Source organism: Pedobacter africanus (assembly GCF_040548825.1).
GTDB classification, from domain to species: Bacteria; Bacteroidota; Bacteroidia; order Sphingobacteriales; family Sphingobacteriaceae; genus Pedobacter; species Pedobacter africanus_A.
Genome location: NZ_JBEPSL010000003.1, coordinates 48,200 through 68,036 on the forward strand (window position 1 = coordinate 48,200; position 19,837 = coordinate 68,036).

General features: G+C 39.7%; 22 protein-coding genes. All 22 read left to right on the forward strand.

The window, feature by feature from the left end:
• Positions 1 to 213: 213 nt before the first annotated feature.
• The 22 genes from ABIE26_RS15835 (at position 214) to ABIE26_RS15940 (ending at position 19,797) form a co-directional block, all read left to right on the forward strand.
• The gene (locus ABIE26_RS15835) at positions 214 to 537 is read left to right on the forward strand and encodes a hypothetical protein (RefSeq protein WP_310143498.1); all 324 of its coding nucleotides are present in this window, start codon (positions 214 to 216) and stop codon (positions 535 to 537) included.
• A gap of 59 nt (positions 538 to 596) precedes the next feature.
• Positions 597 to 1,028 carry a hypothetical protein gene (locus ABIE26_RS15840; protein ID WP_310143501.1) on the forward strand — a complete coding sequence of 144 codons (432 nt, stop codon included), beginning with the start codon at positions 597 to 599 and terminating at the stop codon, positions 1,026 to 1,028.
• A 410-nt stretch (positions 1,029 to 1,438) separates the two neighbouring features.
• Positions 1,439 to 2,014, forward strand: a complete 576-nt coding sequence (locus ABIE26_RS15845) for an RNA polymerase sigma factor (RefSeq protein ID WP_310143504.1) — start codon at positions 1,439 to 1,441, stop codon at positions 2,012 to 2,014.
• Positions 2,015 to 2,135: 121 nt separating this feature from the next.
• On the forward strand, positions 2,136 to 3,275 hold the full coding sequence (locus ABIE26_RS15850) for a FecR family protein (RefSeq protein WP_310143507.1): 1,140 nt from the start codon (positions 2,136 to 2,138) through the stop codon (positions 3,273 to 3,275).
• Between the two features lie 278 nt (positions 3,276 to 3,553).
• A complete protein-coding gene (locus ABIE26_RS15855) occupies positions 3,554 to 7,033 on the forward strand; it encodes a SusC/RagA family TonB-linked outer membrane protein (protein WP_310143510.1) in 3,480 nt (1,159 codons plus the stop codon).
• 9 nt (positions 7,034 to 7,042) lie between these two features.
• On the forward strand, positions 7,043 to 8,410 hold the full coding sequence (locus ABIE26_RS15860; RefSeq protein ID WP_310143512.1) for a RagB/SusD family nutrient uptake outer membrane protein: 1,368 nt from the start codon (positions 7,043 to 7,045) through the stop codon (positions 8,408 to 8,410).
• A 16-nt stretch (positions 8,411 to 8,426) separates the two neighbouring features.
• Positions 8,427 to 9,716: a TlpA family protein disulfide reductase gene (locus ABIE26_RS15865; RefSeq protein ID WP_310143515.1), complete on the forward strand. Its 1,290-nt coding sequence runs from the start codon at positions 8,427 to 8,429 to the stop codon at positions 9,714 to 9,716.
• Positions 9,717 to 10,177: 461 nt separating this feature from the next.
• Positions 10,178 to 12,679, forward strand: a complete 2,502-nt coding sequence (locus ABIE26_RS15870; protein ID WP_310143518.1) for a zinc-dependent metalloprotease — start codon at positions 10,178 to 10,180, stop codon at positions 12,677 to 12,679.
• Positions 12,676 to 13,158 (forward strand): hypothetical protein, encoded by a 483-nt coding sequence (locus tag ABIE26_RS15875; protein WP_310143520.1) that lies wholly within the window; start codon positions 12,676 to 12,678, stop codon positions 13,156 to 13,158. The genes ABIE26_RS15870 and ABIE26_RS15875 overlap by 4 nt, the downstream gene beginning before the upstream one ends.
• Before the next feature lie 94 nt (positions 13,159 to 13,252).
• Positions 13,253 to 13,417: a hypothetical protein gene (locus ABIE26_RS15880; protein ID WP_310143522.1), complete on the forward strand. Its 165-nt coding sequence runs from the start codon at positions 13,253 to 13,255 to the stop codon at positions 13,415 to 13,417.
• A 29-nt stretch (positions 13,418 to 13,446) separates the two neighbouring features.
• On the forward strand, positions 13,447 to 13,596 hold the full coding sequence (locus ABIE26_RS15885; protein ID WP_354376082.1) for a hypothetical protein: 150 nt from the start codon (positions 13,447 to 13,449) through the stop codon (positions 13,594 to 13,596).
• A 6-nt stretch (positions 13,597 to 13,602) separates the two neighbouring features.
• Entirely contained in the window at positions 13,603 to 13,830 is a 228-nt protein-coding gene (locus ABIE26_RS15890; protein ID WP_310143524.1) for a helix-turn-helix domain-containing protein, read from the forward strand.
• A 146-nt stretch (positions 13,831 to 13,976) separates the two neighbouring features.
• Positions 13,977 to 14,270 carry a hypothetical protein gene (locus ABIE26_RS15895; protein ID WP_310143526.1) on the forward strand — a complete coding sequence of 98 codons (294 nt, stop codon included), beginning with the start codon at positions 13,977 to 13,979 and terminating at the stop codon, positions 14,268 to 14,270.
• Between the two features lie 11 nt (positions 14,271 to 14,281).
• Positions 14,282 to 14,656: a hypothetical protein gene (locus ABIE26_RS15900; protein WP_310143528.1), complete on the forward strand. Its 375-nt coding sequence runs from the start codon at positions 14,282 to 14,284 to the stop codon at positions 14,654 to 14,656.
• A gap of 204 nt (positions 14,657 to 14,860) precedes the next feature.
• A complete protein-coding gene (locus ABIE26_RS15905) occupies positions 14,861 to 15,493 on the forward strand; it encodes a Crp/Fnr family transcriptional regulator (RefSeq protein WP_310143530.1) in 633 nt (210 codons plus the stop codon).
• Between the two features lie 115 nt (positions 15,494 to 15,608).
• A complete protein-coding gene (locus tag ABIE26_RS15910; protein WP_310143532.1) occupies positions 15,609 to 15,911 on the forward strand; it encodes a hypothetical protein in 303 nt (100 codons plus the stop codon).
• Between the two features lie 13 nt (positions 15,912 to 15,924).
• On the forward strand, positions 15,925 to 16,365 hold the full coding sequence (locus tag ABIE26_RS15915; RefSeq protein WP_310143535.1) for a MauE/DoxX family redox-associated membrane protein: 441 nt from the start codon (positions 15,925 to 15,927) through the stop codon (positions 16,363 to 16,365).
• A gap of 79 nt (positions 16,366 to 16,444) precedes the next feature.
• Positions 16,445 to 16,714 (forward strand): hypothetical protein, encoded by a 270-nt coding sequence (locus tag ABIE26_RS15920; protein WP_310143541.1) that lies wholly within the window; start codon positions 16,445 to 16,447, stop codon positions 16,712 to 16,714.
• Between the two features lie 47 nt (positions 16,715 to 16,761).
• Positions 16,762 to 17,589, forward strand: a complete 828-nt coding sequence (locus tag ABIE26_RS15925) for a hypothetical protein (protein WP_310143543.1) — start codon at positions 16,762 to 16,764, stop codon at positions 17,587 to 17,589.
• Positions 17,590 to 17,695: 106 nt separating this feature from the next.
• Positions 17,696 to 18,058: a hypothetical protein gene (locus ABIE26_RS15930; protein WP_310143545.1), complete on the forward strand. Its 363-nt coding sequence runs from the start codon at positions 17,696 to 17,698 to the stop codon at positions 18,056 to 18,058.
• A 107-nt stretch (positions 18,059 to 18,165) separates the two neighbouring features.
• Positions 18,166 to 19,050 carry an ORF6N domain-containing protein gene (locus ABIE26_RS15935; RefSeq protein ID WP_310143547.1) on the forward strand — a complete coding sequence of 295 codons (885 nt, stop codon included), beginning with the start codon at positions 18,166 to 18,168 and terminating at the stop codon, positions 19,048 to 19,050.
• 105 nt (positions 19,051 to 19,155) lie between these two features.
• Positions 19,156 to 19,797 carry a DUF6266 family protein gene (locus tag ABIE26_RS15940; protein WP_310143549.1) on the forward strand — a complete coding sequence of 214 codons (642 nt, stop codon included), beginning with the start codon at positions 19,156 to 19,158 and terminating at the stop codon, positions 19,795 to 19,797.
• The last annotated feature ends 40 nt before the right edge of the window (positions 19,798 to 19,837 follow it).

Sequence of the window (19,837 nt, forward strand, 5' to 3'; positions counted from 1 at the left end):
GTCCGGAAATGGCATGTGTTTTTGAAACATAGTTCTGCTTGAGAGGCTTTTAGATGACTAAACGAAATAATATTTGTTTTCTCCTTTTCATCACTAGCTGCTGAATATCAAATAGTGTATCTTGCATTAATTGAGAACAGAAATTTTTTAAGCGGATGCTGTTCTTTGCTATATGATCTAAACTCAATATAACTATGAAAAAAATAATCAACCATGATTAAAAAAAATCTCTTCCTGCTCTTGTCATGTATTTTGCTGACCTCATGTAATCCAAATAACAAAGGTGAATGGGTTATTTCAGATGTTTCAAGAGATACATTGTTAACAGCTGAAACCAGGGTAACATCTCCAAGTACTTTAATCTTAAAGGTAAACGGGCAAACCGATGATAGTATCATGGTTCATTCAATTGTAATACCGGGAGGTAAAATTGCTGAGGAATATAGAGTAGATTGTTATAATCCTAAAATATCCGTACAGTTCAAAGCGCATAAAGCCCATACCGGAAACGTAAAAATAGAATATTATCTACCCTAGTTTGGCATGTATAAACTCTAACCAAGTGCAATGGAACTTCAACTGTAACAAAATTTTTTATGAAAAATCAGCTAGCCTTATATCAAACTATAACCGCAGTTTCATTCGCTATACTTTATATTGATGACGATAAAATTTCCTGGTTTATGTTTTTTTATCTGCCAATACTAAGTTTCTTAACCGGAACCGGTGCAGCACAGCCGATCCTGGAAATAGGGAATGTGATGGTTTTGAATGCACTGTTAAGTACTATTTACCTCATGATAGTCATGTTTTCGGGAGGGTATCTTTTTTGGCGTGGTATAAAAGGTATGTGTGCTAACCGACTGTCTATCATTGCATGTCTGTTTTTATTTAGTATTGTGCTATTAATTATGAATAAAAGCACCTTTGGCAATGCATTTTCAATAATTGGTCTTTTAATTTTCGCAATTTTCGGCTCGTTATCTATTGTATCCAATTTTATGGCCATTAGAATAAATAAGCATTAATTCAAAAAGGTACATAGCTAAGCATTTTTAACTCAATTAATGAGCTATTCACCTTTCAGTTTATCAATTGTATACGCACTGCGTATACAATTATATAGCTCATCTTCTTTAGAAAGGAAGCTGTGTAGAATAATACAGTTTGCTGGCATTTTTTACCAATAATAGAATTGTGGACGCACTGCGTCCACAGTATTTGCTGACCATTAAATAAATACGTAATATTTATACCAATTATTTTCTTTGAAAAGCAACTTTGGGCCACGCCCAAAGCCTGTTTTTGTTGTTAAAATATTGAGTGTAACCCATACACTATTAAAATATTTATAAAAATATTTTACCAGCCAATACTATTTTATTTCTAGACTTGCCACGAAAATTTCTTAATTTTATATAAAAGGGGCACCCATAACATGGCTAAGTATAGCTTACTATCGGATCAGGAATTAACCGCTTTGCTAAAGCAGGGCAACCAGTATGCCTATACCGAAATCTATAACAGGTACAAAAAACTATTATATGCTTTTGCATTAAAACGCCTTAGCGATGAGCAGGAAGTAGAAGATTTGCTGCATGAACTTTTCCTGTCTTTATGGAATAAGCGGGCAGAGCTAAAAGAAGAGTTTCCGCTGGCACCCTATCTGTACAACGCCATCCGGTACCAGGTTATCAATGTTTTTTCTAAACGTAAGCTTTCTGCAAGGTACCTTGATTCTTTTAACGAGTACCTGCAAGAGGAATACCAGGCAGATGAAACCGATCATCTGATCAGGCACAAAGAGCTTTCGGCATTAATAGAAAAGGAAGTTGCTGCCCTCCCTAAAAAAATGAGAGAAGTGTTTGACCTGAGCCGTAAAACAGGCTACACCAGAAAAGAGATTGCAGCAGAGCTGGCCCTTTCGGAAGAGACGGTAAAAAGCCATATGCACCATGCCTTAAAAATATTAAAAGTAAAACTAGGTACTTTGGTAGTGTTGTTTTACCTGTAGTAGCTGCATTTTATAGTGCTAAAAACCAATAAGTTACATTTTATTTAAAATTATATTCATATTTTTTTAACCCTTTAGGCAGTGTTAATTGATAATGTGATGTATTTAATGCAATAGGATAATGAACGAAGCCAACTTCAAAGAATTGCTTGTAAAATACCAGCAAGGGCAATGCACAGCAGCAGAGAAGGCGCAACTGGAAAGTTGGGTTACCTTTGGCCGCTTTGATGGCCCTGTGCTTTCTGATGAAATGCTTAACGAGCGTTTACTTAAACTGGAAGCCAGGCTGCCTTTGGCAAACGCTGTAAAAATTAAACTATGGCCGCGCATTGTTGGCGTAGCTGCTGCGGTAGCAGCAATAACATTCGGCATCTGGTTTTTCTCTGCTCCCCGTCATCCTGAACTTGTTTCAGGATCTCAGAACTATGCCAACGACATTGGCCCGGGTGGCAACCGTGCTGTGTTAACTGCTGGTGGCAAAACCATAAACCTTAGCGAGGCCAAAACAGGTATTGCTGTAAACGATGATATAAAATATAACGATGGAACTACAATAGATCCATCGGCTCTCGGCATCAACCTCCCGTCATCCAGAGCGAATGCGAAGGATCTCACCCTGGAAGTCGCCGCACTACGTGGTGGAATTTATTCCATTATTTTGCAAGATGGCACAAAAGCTTGGTTAAATGCTGCTAGTAAATTGAAGTTTGAATCAAATTATAGGAATAAACTCCAAAGAATTGTAAAACTTGAAGGAGAGGCTTATTTCGAGGTTGCTAAAGACGCAAAACGGCCATTTATAGTAGAAAGCAATGGGCAGCGAACGGAAGTACTAGGCACGCATTTTAACATCAGTGCCTATCCAGGTGAAGCCATTAAAACAACCCTATTAGAAGGATCGGTAAGTGTATCGTCATTGAGAGGAGGAACAACGAAGCAATCTCAAGTTCTCAAACCAAACCAGCAATCCATTCTAACGGCCAATAATGAAATAAAAGTTACCCAGGTTGATGCCAGCCAGGCCATAGCCTGGAAAGAAGGCCAGTTCAGTTTTCAAAACGAAGCCCTGGAAAGCATAATGCAAAAGGTGGCGCGCTGGTACGATGTAGAAGTTGTTTATAAGGATGAAAACCTGCGCAAGGCCGTTATTTGGGGTAAAGTGAGCCGTTTTGAAAACATATCACAAGTGCTGAGCAAGCTGCAGCTTACCGGGCAGGCTAAATTTAAATTGGAGGGGAGAACAGTGTTTGTACAAAAATAGGATCATCGGGACTTAACCAACCCCATTAAACATAATCAATTAACCATTAAAACTAAACCAAACAGATGAGAAAAGAAAAAAGAAAGCGTAAATAAACAAGAGCGGGCCCTAAGCAAAAAAGCGCAGAAGTGCTCTAACACTTCTACGCGAAGCCGGGTTACCCAAAAAACAAATTGCGACATCAGTTTAACGAATTAACCCAACTACACAAAAGTATGAATTATGCTTTAAATTGTGGTACGCTGTTTAAATGGCTGCCACCTAAAATACTTTTGATTATGAAAATGATCATAGTTATTATGACCGCTCTCCTGGTACAAGCTAGCGCTGCTGGCCTTGCACAAAATGTTACGTATGTACAAAAAAACGCTTCTCTTGAACAGGTATTTAACCAGATTACCAGGCAAACAGGCTTAAATGTATTGTTACCTGGTGATAAGTTGAACATTGCCCAAAAACTGGATGCAAATTTTAAAAATACCAGTGTAAATACTGTATTGAACCAAACGCTTTCAAACCTTGATTTTACTTATGTTATAGAAGACAATACCATTGTAATTAAGCCTAAAGAGCCTTCCTTTCTGGAAAGGGTGGTTGCCACCCTTGCTGCTATTGATGTTCGTGGTTTGGTACGGAATGAAAAGGGCGAAGCGCTGGAGGGGATAACTGTGGTGATTAAAGGCACAAACAGGGGTACTACTACCAATGCCAAGGGAGAGTTTTTCTTAAGTAATGTAGATGAAAAGGCTACGCTGGTTTTTAGTGGAGTTACCATTGAAACCTATGAGGTAAAGGTAAAAGGTAAGGAAAATATGGAAGTGAATGTGCGAACCAAACAGGTGCAGTTGGAAGAAGTTGGAGTTACTTATAGCACGGGTTACCAGAAAATACCGAAAGACCGTGCTACCGGAAGTTTTGTATTTATTGATAGCACAACGATTAACAGAAGGGTGGATGGAAATATTCTGGCAAGATTGAATGGTTTAGTTCCAAGTTTGTTATTTGATAAGAATAGAAATAATCAATCGACTGGCGGACAACAGCGTCTTCAATTGCGCGGAATGTATTCATTTACCGAAGCATTAGCCACACCTTTAATTGTAGTAGATAATTTTCCTTATGAAGGTGATATCAATAACATTAATCCAAATGATGTAGATAACATTACAATTTTACGTGATGCTGCAGCAGCTTCAATCTGGGGAGCCAAAGCTGGTAATGGTGTAATAGTAATTACTACTAAGCAAGGTAAATACAACCAGAAAGCACAGGTTTCTTTAACTTCCAGCATTGTAATAGCGGGCAAACCTGATCTCTTTAAATTGCCCATTGTATCTACTGATGTGATTGTAGATTTGGAACAGTTTCTATACGAAAAGGGCCTGTACAATTTTTCATTGAGTAATCCAATGGCGCCGGTTTCAAAAGTTGCAATGATTCTTGATGATTTAAAAAACAGTAAAATAACAAAGGAGGAATCGGACAGACAACTAAATGTATTAAGACATACAGATGTTAGAAATGACTATTTGAAATATATTTACCGTAATACATACAATCAAAGTTATGCGTTAAATATTTCCGGAGGTTCTAATGCTGTCAAATATTTTATATCCGCAGGGTACAATAAAGATTTAGGTAATTTGAAGCGGAATGACAATACGCGATTTACTTTAAGCGCTGGTAATACCATTCAATTGTCCAATAAATTGGTGGTACAAACAGCACTGAATTTTAATACGGATTTAAGGGCAACAAACAACAGTTTTGAATATGGTTTTCTAAGTACAATCCCTAATTACTATAATCTCGCTGACCATCAGGGGAATGCTTTGGCTGTACCTCGATATTTTAAGACTTCCTTTACAGATACCGTTGGTGCAGGAAGATTGTTAGATTGGAGTTATAAGCCGTTGGAAGAAATAAATAACAGTGACCTGACAACTAAAAGCCAGACTTTTTCAGGCCGTGTTAATTTATCGTACAACCTCATAAAAGGACTTAAGCTAAATGTTGATTACCAATACTTAAAAAGTACAGGAATTAACCGTACTTACTATTCCATTGACTCCTATTATGCAAGGGATTTGATTAATCTCTATACAAATTTTGATTCCAATCTTCCAACATATAAAAGAAATCCTGTGCCAATGGGAGGAATTCTCGATTTGACAAATAGTGAATTATCCGATCAAAAGTTTAGAACAAGCTTTAGCTTTGCCCAAAATTGGAATAATATACACGAGATAAATATTATTGGTGGGGCGGAAATGAGTGAGAGTAAAACTAGCTATAACGGAAATCGGAATTACGGGTATAGTGGCGAACTATCTACAATTATTCCAGTAGATTATGTCAATCCATATCCTGTTTACATTGGAGCGGCGAGACTTATTCCAGATATAAGTGGTAAAATGAATTCTAAAAACAATCGTTTTATCGGCCTATATTCCAATGGATCTTACACTTACAATAATAAGTACACGCTTTCAGGTAGCATTAGAAAGGATGCTGCAAATCTCCTAGGAGTGAAGACCAACGAAAGGGGACGTCCATTTTGGAGTACTGGTTTTTTATGGAAAGTTAACCAGGAAAAATTTTATTCTTTAGGATTTTTACCAATCCTTAACGTAAGAATGAGTTACGGAAACGGTGGGAATACAAATCTTGGATCCGCATTGACTACTATTGTTTATCAATCGCCTTTTGGAGTTCCGGCAGTTAATTTGCCTTTTGCCGCAATTGCTAACCTAGGAAATCCTGAACTGAGATGGGAAAAGGTGCGTACGTTAAATATGGGTATTGATTTTGGATTCAAAAATGGAAGGATTGCAGGTAGCATAGAATATTATAAAAAGAAATCAACAGATGTTTTAGCAAATCGGCCAATTGATCAGACAACTGGTATTGGTTTTATAAGTGCCAATTCTGCAAACATGAAAGGAAGTGGAATTGATATTAAGCTTTCTGCGAACGTAGTAAAATCTCGAGCTTTTAATTGGAATATAACTTCAAATTTTAGCACGGCGAAATTTGAAGTCTCAAAATATTTGCTCGAACAAGATTTAACTAATGCGATTCTTGGTGGAGATCTTTATCCTATCGAAGGTTACAACCCTTATTTGATCACGAGTTATAAATGGAGAGGCCTTGATCCTGAAAGTGGCGATCCACAAGGAGTAGTAAATGGAGAAACTAGTAAAGATTGGGCGACAATAACCAGTTCAACACTTTTTCCCGATGTTATAAAGCATGGTTCTGCTGTACCAGTTTGTTTTGGAAATTTCATGAATAGCATTTCATATAAGGGGTTTACACTTTCAGCCAATGTGGTATATAAGTTTAATTATTTTTTTAGAAGACTACCATTGCAGTATGCACTTGTTCAATATCAATTTGGAATTACAAGTTTAAGCGACGAATATTATGACAGATGGAAGGCACCTGGAGACGAGAAGCGTACTATTATACCGTCATTTTCCTATCCTTTTTCTTATAGCCGAGATATCTTTTATAGTAGATCTGAAATTAGAGTCGAAAGAGGTGATCATATCCGAATTGATGATTTCTCCTTATCATATGCCATAAATAAATCAACTTTTAAAGGACTCCCCTTTAAAAGTATAGGCTTGACCACAAATCTTTCTAACCTAAATTTAATTCTATGGAGGGCGAATAAATCCGGCCTTGATCCTGAAAGCCCTGGTGGAAATATTGCGTCAAAGAGTGTTTCTGTGGCGGTTAATTTAACATTTTAAAATTGTAAGATGAAAACAATAATCAAAATGAGACTTATAATAATAGTCCTAGGCTTGCTCTGTTTCTCCTGTAAAAAATATCTAGATGAAAAACCGGATTTGTCATTGGCAGTACCAAGTACCATTATAGATTTACAGTTATTAATGGACAACTACCAGCAGCTTAATTCTTCGTACCCAATTTTATCAGAAATGATGACCGACGATTATTATCCAGAATCATGGAATAATGTACTAGAGGACTACAGAAATATTGCTACTTGGAGCGGTAAAGAAGTATTGTATGCTAGTCCTTGGGCAAGTTCCTATAGTTCAATTTTAACATTCAATGTTGTGCTGGATCACGTAGATAAAGTTTCTTTTAAAAAGGATGAAGCAGCATTGAAAAAACATCTTAAAGGAAGTGCCTTGTTTTTTAGAGCTTTTTATTACTACGGTTTGACCCAAATGTATGCAAACCCTTTTGACCAAAATACAGCTAAAAATGATTTGGGAATCGTACTTAGAAATACTTCAGATTTCAATGCACCTTCGGTAAGAGCTACGAATGAACAGACTTATCATCAAATCATTTCAGATCTTAAAGAGAGTGCTGATTTGCTCCCGGAAAACCAAAGCAGTCCCAATCGACCTATCAAAGCTGCTGCCCACGGTCTTTTGGCTCGTGTTTATTTAAGTATGAAAGATTATGCTAATGCAGGCATTTATGCCGAGAAAGTCTTAGTTCTAAATTCACAACTGATGAACTTTAATGATTTAAATGCTTCGAGTACAAATCCAATTAACAGATTTAACAAGGAAGTAATCTTTCCAATGACTACTGGTGGGAGAATTTTTGCTTACCAACCAACCTTTGTAGATTCTACATTAGTAAAATCATATCATATCAATGACCTTAGGAAAAGCTGTTTCTTTCATCAAAATAGTAATGGGACATATTGCTTTAAAGGTGATTATGATGGAACTGGATTTATTGATTATGACCCTAGTCCCTTTGTATTTGCAGGTTTGGCTACGGATGAAATGTACTTAATTAAGGCAGAATGTCTGGCCAGGACTGGGAAAGTAAATGAAGCAATGGAAACGTTGAATGATTTACTAATCACACGCTGGAAAACCGGGACATTCGTTGTTTTCTCGGCGAGCAATAGAAATGAAGCTTTAACCTATATTTTAGGAGAAAGAAGAAAGGAGCTTGTCTTCAGGACACTACGGTGGGAAGATTTGCGACGATTGCAAAATGATCCTTTATTTTCCGTAACGCCTAGACGTATTGTGAATGGACAGGAATATATCTTGCTTCCAAATAGCCCACGTTACCTGTTGAAAATTCCAAGCAAGATCATTGAACAAACAGGTATGCAACAAAACCCGTAACATAAAATACACACATATGAAAGTAAAATTAAATTTTCTTACCGCCTTATTGGTGGTAGGCTTGCAAGGCTTTGGTCAAAATTCTTCCTTAAAAGTCGGGCAACAGTTGCCGGATCTGGAGATTAATAGGATATTATATCATACTCCTGGAAAAGCAAAACTCTCTGACTACAAAGGAAAACTTATCATTTTGGATTTTTGGGGGCCCAACTGTTCATCTTGTATAGATGACATGCCAAAAATGGACTCACTACAAAAATATTTTGGTGATAAGGTTGTTTTTCTTCCAATTATTCATGCTATTCCAACCAAAGGTTTTAATAAAGCATTTGTAAATCAAATCGACTCTTTTTGGCGTATCACACCGAAACTATTTAAGACTGATTTACCCACAATTTTGGATAACGATTTTGCTCAATATTTTCCTCGGCGTGTTGCATTTCAAGTTTGGATTGATGGAAACAGAGTAGTACGGGCTATTGCCCACCCCGAGTATGTGAACAAGAAGGAAATCCAAAAAATGTTGGATGGTATTTACCCTCAATGGGAAAGTGAAATCAAGGAATTTTCTTACGAAAAGCCTGTAAGCGAGTACCTAGTCCGGCCAGAATTTTCGGGATTGAAAGATCAGAATTATGCCTTCTTTACTACTTACCTTAGGGGAATCGATAGTTATACTGACATTGATACATCTGGCTCCAAAATACTGGTAAGTTATAAAAATGCAGATATATTAAGCTTTTACAGAAAATATTTGCTTACCAACGGTCTTACGCCTACCAATATTTTATTAGAAACCAAAGATTCCGTTCGCTATTTCACTAAAGGATACCGTAATGAATGGCTTCGGGATAATAGCTATTGTTATGAGTTGAAATTAAACCGTAAGGTGGATGAGAAAACGCTTGCAGATTATATACGGCAAGATGCCAATAAATATTTTGGTTTGAACGGGCTAATAGAAAACAGAATGGCGAAGTGCCTGATCTTAACAAAGAGCAAAAATGGTCCTAAAAAAGTGGTTTTTTCTGATAAAAGTAATATGACGAAGATTTCAATTGAAGAATTGTACAATGGAATTCGTTCACTGCAGAACTATTTAGCCCAGACAACCGGCAAAAACGCATGGCCTATACTGAATGAGTCTGGCGTAGCGAAAGATATTTCTTTATATATCCCAAAAAAGATCTCATTTTCTTCACCTAATGATATTCCTGTCTTGCAAAAAGTACTAAAAACACAGGGGTACGATATTGTAGAAGGTAGAAGAATGCAAAAGATGTTTGTCATTTCAGAAATCAATTAATCATTCACTAATACAAAAATTAAACATTATGAAAAAGTTGAAGTTAAGCTTAGTTGGAATTGTTTGCCTTTTTATTTTGGCAGGAATAGTTGCGTTTAAGCCTGTCACATCTAAACCAGACACGAGTTCAAAAAACAAGTCGACTGCTGGGTTTTACCAATGGTTCATGTTCGATCCTTTGGTAACCAGTACTTTCTCCAACGCCATTAACCCCATGTATTACAGGCCAATGAATATAGGGGAATTGTGTTCTGGTAACCAACGCTTATGCGCGATTTACGCACAAACGGATTTTTCAAATCCAAGTAGGCCTATAATTACAATAAGCGAGCCTATTTATATGAGGCTATCTGAGTACTACGCTTATGGAATAACCAGTATAAATATTAAACTCAAAAATCATTTTTAGATCAGCTTACTGTCACATGCTTTTAAAAGCATGTGACAGTATTACACAACATATGAAACCTCAATTCAAATATATTTTAACATTTACAAGCCTTTCGCTTTGTCTTTGGAGCTGCAGCGTTTTTAAGAAACGAAGCAAGTATCCAAACAGCAAAACAGCAGCAGTTGTTGCAAAGGACACCATTAAAACGCCAATGCCACTTGCAAAAGTTCCAAAACCTTTTGCAACCTTAATCACATCAAAAGCATTAGCCGATAGCGGCCTGCTGAACATTTACAAACAAGAAGACAAATATTACTTAGAAATATCAGACAGTTTATTAAACAGGGACATCATTATCATCAGCAGAATTTCCAAATCTGCTGCTGAAAACCGGGCTCAAATGATGGGCTATAGTGGTGATCAGATCAATAATAAAGTGATCCGGTTTGATAAGGGCTTAAACGATAAACTGTTTATCCGTCAAATATCTTTTGCGGAACGTGCCGGAGACAGTACCGCAATGATGTACCGTTCTTTATTGAACTCCAACATACAACCCATTGTACAATCTTTTGAGATCAAGGCTTTATCAAAAAACAAGAATGGAAGTATTATAGATATAACCGAGTACCTGAACGGGGATAATGACCTGCTGTTTTTTGATGCAAAGATTAAAACAGCTATGCAACTGGGCGGGCTAACACCTGACCGCTCCTACATCTTAGGTGTGCGTTCTTATCCGACCAATATGGAAATCAAAACCATGAAGACCTATAGCAAAAGCAGTGGTGGTTTTGCCAGTTATGAGCTGAATACCTCTGTTATGCTGTTGCCAGGAATACCCATGCGACCTAGACTAACTGACCAAAGGGTAGGCTATTTTACGGTTGGTTATAACGATTTTAACAGTAATCCGCAGGGAGTTGATAATGTGGAGATGATAACGCGTTGGCGATTGGAGCCTAAGCCAGCAGACAGGGAGCGTTACCTAAAGGGTGAATTGGTTGAGCCAGTAAAGCAAATTGTGTTTTATATAGATCCTGCTACGCCAAAACAATGGGTGCCTTATCTGATGCAAGGTGTAAATGACTGGAATGTAGCATTTGAAGCAGCTGGCTTTAAGAATGCCATAGTTGCAAAGGAAGCTCCTACAAAAGAGCAGGACAGTACCTGGAGCATAGAAGATGCCCGGTATAATGTGATTGTATATAAGCCATCGACAATAGGTAATGCCAGTGGGCCACATGTGAATGACCCCAGAACGGGAGAAATATTGGAAAGCCATGTAAACTGGTACCATAATATTATGAAATTATTGCGCGATTGGTATTTTGTGCAGGCCAGTGCTATAGATCCCCGAGCAAGGAAAATGAAGTTTGACGAAAAACTGATGGGGCAGCTGATCCGCTTTGTGTCTTCGCACGAAATAGGGCACACGTTAGGCCTGCGCCATAACTTTGGTTCATCGGCCATGGTTCCGGTTAAAAATCTGCGGAACAAAGCATGGCTGGATGGAAATGGGCATACGCCAAGTATAATGGATTATGCCCGGTTTAACTATGTGGCCCAGCCGGAAGATGGGATAACAGAAAAAGGTATTTTTCCAAGAATTGGGGATTATGACAAATGGGCCATTGAATGGGCTTACCGCTGGTACCCGGCAGATAGATTCCCGTCAACAGATGCGGAGAAGGCGTATTTGAACAACTGGATCATTGCAAAAAATTCGGGGAACAAAAGGCTTTGGTTTGGCTCGGAAACCAATACGGCAGATCCACGTAACCAGAGTGAAGACTTGGGAGATAATGCAATGCAAGCGGGTGCCTATGGCATAAAGAACCTGAAAAGGATAGTTCCCAATATTTTGAAATGGACAGCTGAGCCGAATGCCGACTATAGCAATGCCGCGATGATGTATGGAGAGGTATTGAAACAGTATGACCGCTACCTTGGGCATGTGGTTAGGTATATCGGCGGGGTAATGAACAACCCGCTCACAGTTGAGACTAAAGGAGATGTGTTTGTGCCGGTGGCTAAAGCGCGGCAAAAGGGAGCTGTTCAGTTTTTACAAAACCAATTGTTTGACACGCCTTTGTGGCTGCTGAACAAAGAACTGTTCAATAAAACGGGAGCTGCGGGATTGACAGGTGTCATAAGCAATTCGCAAGGCAAAGTATTAAGTAAACTGCTGGATCAGGGCAATCTGTTTATGATGCAGCAGTATGTAGGGATTAGTGGCAAAGCCGCCTACAGCCCTGCGGAGTTATTACAGGATTTACGAAAAGGCATTTTTAGCGAATTGACTTCGGGGAAAGCGATCAGCGTTTATCGCCGGAATTTGCAAAAGGCTTACCTGGACAGGTTGATGCAGGTATTGAAGCCAAAAGATTCCACACCATTCCCAGCTACTAAGCCAGACTTGAACGATGTTTCAACTGTAGTGAAAATGGAGATCAGAACTTTGCATGGTATGGTTAAGGCTGCGGTGGGTCGGACTGTTGATCGCATGAGCCGGGCGCACCTGATGGATTTGGAAGAAAGGATACAGGATTTTTATAAAGACAAGAAATGATGAAAAAGACATTGATTTTACTTTACTGCTTTTTTATGGTGATGGCAGCAGATGCACAGGGCCGGAAAGCCCGCTGGAATTTCTCTGCAAAGAAAATAAAACCAGGTTTTTATGAATTGCACTTTACTGCTGAGGTAGAAGCAGGCTGGAACATATACAGCCAGTTTACGCCTAAAGGCGGGCCACTGCCTACTGCCATTACCTTTAACCCTAATGACAATGTATTGCTGGGCGGTAAAGCTAAGGAAGTAGGCTTTAAGCGGATTAAACATGAAGAGGTGTTTGGTGTAGATGTGCACTACTTTGTAGAAAAGGTAGATTTTGTGCAGGTGATAAAATTGAAGGCCCCTCTCTCCCCACAAGGGGGATCTCTCCCCAATGGGGCGAGAGAAATTGTAAAGGGTAAGATCAACTTCATGACTTGTGATAAGCACCAGTGTATTACCGATGAAGTGGAATTTAGTATACCTGTAAAGTAATGGCAAGTTAATGCTCTATTTGTTAGAATCCGTTGAGCGGGAGGAATTGTGTGGTTACAGCCTCCCGTATCAACTAAACTTAAAACCCAACATTATGCAACAAGAAAAACAAGAACCTACTTTAATTATTGACAGCCCAGACGGCTCGCAATTAAGAATATACCAGGATTTGTCTGAAAGCTATGTTAAAGAAGTGGTTAATGAGTTTATAAAACACAAAGGTGGTGTAATTAGAAAACCAGGAATTGATTGCAAGTAATAAAAGATTGTAACCAAAAGATACTTATTATGGAACAACAACATCCTACGCTAATCATAGAAAGCCCTAACGGAACGGTAATTAAACTATACCATCCCATATCTGAAGCGTATTTGAAACAACTGTTAGAAGAATGTTTAATAGAAAAGAAGCTTCTAGCCTCTTTAGAAAAAGAATAAAATACTATGGAACAGTTCAATTACATGAAATTAACCCTGGGCGAAAAGTTTGCTTTGCTGCGCAAGCAGGAAAGCAAAACATTGGAAGAAGTTGCAGCACATTTAAAAATGAAAGTAGATACCTATTTGAAATTAGAAGAAGATTTTACCTACCCAACCGACCAGCAAATAACCAAGCTGGGCAGGCTGTATGGGCTAAGATATGATCAGGTAATCGCCTTTGGCGAGACCTGAAGCAAGATATTAACGCGCCTCCATGAAAATAGGTTTTAGTTAGGAAACCGGGAGTTTGGTCTGCTTCCGGTTTCTTTTTAAACTATTTTAACGCATAATTTTTATGCGCAAAAGACCAGAATTATTTAACTGACCTAAAAATATTGATGATGAATAAACACGTTTTACTGGCCCAATTCTGGGCAAATTCAAATCAGTTTACCACTGCTGATGGCATTGAGATTGACCTGCACAACGATGAAATTGTGGTGGTATCTACTACATTAAAAAACACGGTAGGAGATGCCAGAGAAATACAGATTATGGCAGAGTTTAGCCTGGATACTTTTATAAAGGAAATGGAGGTGCAGTTGCTGGATGACGTAATGGAAATCAATTTGGATTTGATGTTTGCTTTGCTGGTTGGCGGAAAAGCGGTATTCCATGTAATGAAACCTTAACAAAATTGAAAATGAACAACCTCTCTTATTTTGATGACGTATTGAGTATGGTTAAACATGGGCGCTACCACCCTGGTGATGAGGCCGCATTTATAAAGCAGATGCAAGACCATGCAGACTCCATTGCTGCAACAGTAAGGGCACAGTTGATAACAGATCCGGGCAGTTTAAAAGCAAGTATGCTAAGCCATAAAACTGCGTGCTGCAATTTACTGCTGCGCAGCCTGCAGCTGCAGGCAGAATTACAAACAGACCCTCCTGGCAAAGGCAAACTGCAGCACTTGATGCGCAACATAAGGTTAACTGCATTGATAGACGTGCTGGAAACCCTTTACGGGTTTTATGTAAAAACAGAGAAAAGAATGAGGGCTAAAGAAGAATATTAAAAATAAACCCTTTGCAGACTGGAGGGTGATATACAGTCTTGGCTACTGAACCTAACTAACATTTATGAAAGACACTTAACGCTGCATCAGCAAATCAATTAAAAAAACTAGAGAGAATTATAGGGTGCCCCAGCGCACTGCGCTTAGCCTGGTTGTAAAAAATGAGAAGACCAGGCAGCAAATGAACAATTAACGACATCTTAAATGTTGAACAACAAAAAAGCTTTTGCAAGGTTAATGGCCTTGCTAAAAAGCATTGACCCGGATGTACCGCTCCCCGCGGATCTGGAAGACTATCTATGGAAAGAAATGATAGTAGAAGAATTCTGTACCAAAGCCCGGGTTTTGGAAACCGAAGGCAAAGTGCCAGCCAAGGCATACTATGTAGTAAGAGGTTTTGTAATGGTGTATGGTTTTGACAAAAACCTGGACAGGTATGTAATGCGCATATACCGCGAAAACACCATTGTAGCCCTGAACTGCTTTATGAAACAAAAGCTTTCTGAATATACCATTGTTGCCTGTAAAGGCACCTTGGTGTGGAGCATTAGCCATAACCACATGAAGCAGATTTATACCAACATGCAGGGTATGGAAGAACTGGCATTGAAAACCGCTTTGGAATACAGTGCCGCCAAGGAAGCCGCCCGCGCCAAATTGCTGGCCATGGATATTGAAGAGCGCATACTTCAATTTTATAAGAAGTATGCCGGCTTGCTGCCGCCTAAAACAAGCCCCATAAGGGATGCTTGCATTGCCTGTTTTTTGAACATGGGTGTTGATCTCTTCAGAAAAAAGAGACGCAAACTTAAAAACAAAGGTCTGCTCAAATACTAAGGGTTTGTGGGCTATTGGCCCACACCCTTACCCTAAAACACCCATACATTTACAAATAATTAACGAGAACCTATTTATGAATAAACCTATTGAACTAACCATTTATTTAAACCATATGAACATAGGTAGCCTGGTGCTAAAAGCACCCAAACAATACTACAAAGTTAACGGACTGCTAGACGTTTTGCCACTGGCCGGAGAGCTGCAGCAATTCATCAGATCGGTTGCTGCCGGTGCCACACCGCACAGCCTTTTTAACCTGGCCGATTTGAACAGCAGCACTTATGAGTTTGAGCTTCGGTTTGCTGGCCTTTTGTATTTGGTTTTGAGATTGAAGACTGCAGATAATGGCAAGGTAGTGATGTTTGAGTGGAATGGGAGTTTTGGTGATTTTAGAGATGGGTTTAAGGTTTTTTGAATTTACGGTTATCATGAAAAAAGTAATAATATTAATTAGTTACAGTTTGGGGTTACTGTTTATGTATGCAGCAGGCAGCAAGCTGGCCGAATACGACAAGTTTGTGGTGCAGATAGGGCAAAGCGCTATGTTAACACCTTATGCAGGTGTGTTGGCCTGGCTGGTGCCGGTTTTAGAAATTGTAATTGCAATAATGTTGGTTTTTCCTGGCCTGCGGCGGTTGGGCTTGTATGGCGCGCTGGGGATGATGGCAGGTTTTACAGCTTACATATATGTGGTGTTAAATTTTATGGGAAATGATAAGCCCTGTAGTTGCGGCGGTGTGCTTTCTGCAATGGACTGGCCACAGCATTTGGTGTTTAATATAGTGTTTACGGTGCTTGCAGGGGTTGGGGTCACCCTCTCTGGCCTTCGGCCATCTCTCCCTGGGAGGGAGAGAGAAAAGAAATTCTAATGCGCACAATGAATCGGGGGGAGGCCCAAAAACCCGTAAAAGCAGAGTAGGCAAATTGAACTTTTATAAATAAAACAACATGAAAAAGTCATTATTAGGACTTGCTTTAATGGTAACGCTGGCATCAGGTGCCGTTTATGCCACAATTAACAATCCGGTTAAAAAACAACCGGCAAACGTGTACACTTATTACCTGGATAATGAGTGTGATAAGCCCGTGTATTGCTCGCCGGAGTTTGAAGGACCGATTTGTAGCGAGGAGTTCGAAGGAAGAGTGGTATACGACTCAGAGGGCTGCCTGGGCGGCCATGAAGTAACAACCATTCTTGGAAGAAAACCCTTGAATTAATCTTTTCAGGGAGGTGAGGAGCCTCCCTGATTTTAACGCATCATGATATGAAGGTGTTTTACAAAATATTACTGGTACTGGGGGTAAGTATTGGCCTGGTTACTGCCCTTTACTTTATGCAGCCCGGGCCGAAAAAGAACGGCTTTAAGCGCAACGCCATAAAAGGCATGCTGCTAACCGCCCAAACAGATTTGAAGTACAACTATTGGTATATAGACAGCCTGAGCGAAGACAGCATTTACTTGGGTAATTATGTAGCTGTTTTGGCTGCATTTAGCTGCGACTATGATTTTCGGGATTCCTCTTACAGAAGGCTTCCCTATCCCGATAGCAGCAGGCAAAAGCTCGAAATGCTGAAACAACGCGTGCTGAAGCAGATTAATCCTGGTAAGGATAAATTTAAAACGGATGGGTTTTTGAGCCGCAATGAACCGGCAGGCCGGTTAATATACACTTATTACTACCGCAACGCATTTGTTTGCCTGGATACGGGCATGCGGGTATTGTATACTGCACGTATGATTGATACCAATTCTGTTGCCAAAATAAAAACAGCAATATACCGGGCTAATGGCAAGAAAGTGCGGACAATGGCAACACCTCCGGTTCCGGTAAATAAGCGTGGCTATATTGATGGTGATTATTTCTACAATCAATCTGCCCTAGCAGCAGATGACGAAGACCTGGCTGGTTTTATGCGGCCACCATCGGTAATAGATGTGTACCGGTTGAGCAACGGCAAGTACAGCCACAGCATTTATCTGCCCTGGTATGGGGATGGAACATTGATCAGCTTTGGAGTGCGTGGCAATAGGTTAGTTGCTGTGTATGGCAGGGATATGGTTATTTACCAGTTAACCGGAAAGGAGGATTAAGATTAACTGCGTTGAGCCCGTGAAGGGCTCGGTTGCTTTTAGCTTCGGTTAAAAGAGAAGGCCCGCACATGGCAGGGCCTTTACCCAGACTTACGATGACATTTAAATGCGTAAGGATGATGCACTGGTAATGAACATTTACCGGATGAATGCCAGGCGGGGATGCCTGTTGCTAATTGTAAAAGGCAAGAAGCCTTTAAAAATATTGGACCTGCTGCATCCGCTGCCATTTGTAGGCTGGATAAAACAGCTGAGCATGGCTATTGATACAGGTGCCGATCAGAACTGTAAGTACGATCTGGAATGCCTGGATACTGCAGAGCGGGTGTTGAAATGCAGGTTTGCCAAAGAAATTGTAGCGCTGGAGCTTTGTTTTAAACAGCAGCCCAGAATGAAATGGGAAGGTAGCGCGAGGGAGTTTGCCGCTGCGGTAGACAGGATGATAGCGCGGTTGCCGAAGTTTTTTTGAGTTCAAAATATTGGGTTTTATTGCAAATTGTTGCTAATAATTACAATAAATAAACTATTGGTTAATGTTTATCTTTTGATTAGCTTTGGATGATCAAATAGAAAAGCATGACAGAGTTGATTTTGGTTACACCAGAAACAATACAAAACAAGATATATACCATACGTGGGAAACAGGTGATGATGGATAGGGACCTGGCGGTTTTGTATGGGGTAGAGACTAAAGTTCTAAATCAAGCCGTAAAGCGGAATATTAAAAAATTTCCAGCTGATTTCAGGTTTGAACTAACGAAAATAGAGCATGATTTTCTAAGGTCACAATTTGTGACCTTAGAGAAAAAAAATAGTAAAGGAACTCATTCGAAGTATTTAGGAGCGGTTTTTACAGAGTCAGGAATTGGAATGCTTGCTTCTGTTCTTAGAAGTGAAACGGCAGTAGGTGTATGTGTACAAATTATGAGAGCTTTCGTAGAAATGCGAAAGTTTTTAAGAGATAATGCAGAGGTATTTGTAAGGTTGGATAATGTAGAAAGGAAATTACTGAAAGCTGATGAAAACTTTGAAAGGATTTTCAATGCTTTGCAAAGCCCGGATGTAAAACCCAGGCAAGGAATATTTTATGACGGACAGGTTTTTGATGCGTATACTTTTGTGGCTGATTTGATCCGCGAAGCTAAGCAATCCATTGTTTTGATTGATAACTATGTAGATGATACCGTGCTGAAGTTATTTGTTAAAAGGTTGAAGGGTGTTTCATGTACGATTTATACACAAAAGATAAGCCCACAGCTGGCTTTGGATCTTCAAAAACACAATGCCCAATATGATATTGTTGCTATTAAGGAGTTTAAACAGGCGCATGACAGGTTTTTGATTCTGGATGAAACGATAGTTTATCATATTGGTGCCTCACTAAAAGACCTGGGCAAAAAGTGGTTCGCTTTTTCGAATATAGGACTGAATGCTGCCGAAATGCTTGGAAAATTGGTTTAGCCAGTTGTTTGACAACAACATTTTCTAAAAACATAGCTGCTATCGTTGCTAACCACAGCTATAAAAAGGTTGCAAACGCCAATAAACCCATAAAATTTTAAGAACATGGGAAAGTTAACAGGAGGGATCGATTACGACATGATCGGTCTATTAGGTAACCACGTTGGTCGCCGCACTAAGGGTGAAAACATCATTGCCATGCGCCCGGCAAAATCAAGCAAACCACCTACCCAGGCACAGCTAAACCAGCGCCTGAAATTTACGCTGATGGCCACATGGCTAAGGCGCCTTGCAGGGGTAATTAATGTAGGCTTTCAGGAGTACGATGCAGAAATGTCGCCCCGCAATGCGGCACTTTCATGGAACCTGAAAAATGCCGTTACAGGTGTATCGCCCAGCTTTAGCATTGACTATGCAAAAGTGATTTACAGCAAAGGGCAGTTGGATTTGCCACAGACACCACAGGTTGCCGTAACCGCTGCCGCCAAGCTGGATTACAGCTGGGGGCCGGTAAGTGGCGACAGCAACGGCCTGGCTACAGACAAAGTTACGTTTGCGGTATACAACCCAGACAAAAACAAGTTTGTTACGCTAAGGGGAGGAGCGGTACGATCGGCCCAGTCCTTTGTGCTGCAGCTGCCACCAGATTGGAGCGGCGATGATGTAAAGGCTTATTTATCGCTGGTATCAGCAGATGGTAAGCTGGTGAGCGACTCGTTTTATGCAGGGTCGTTTACTGTACTTTAATTTAAAGGGGCTGGTGCGCCAGCCCCTTTTTTAAACAGGT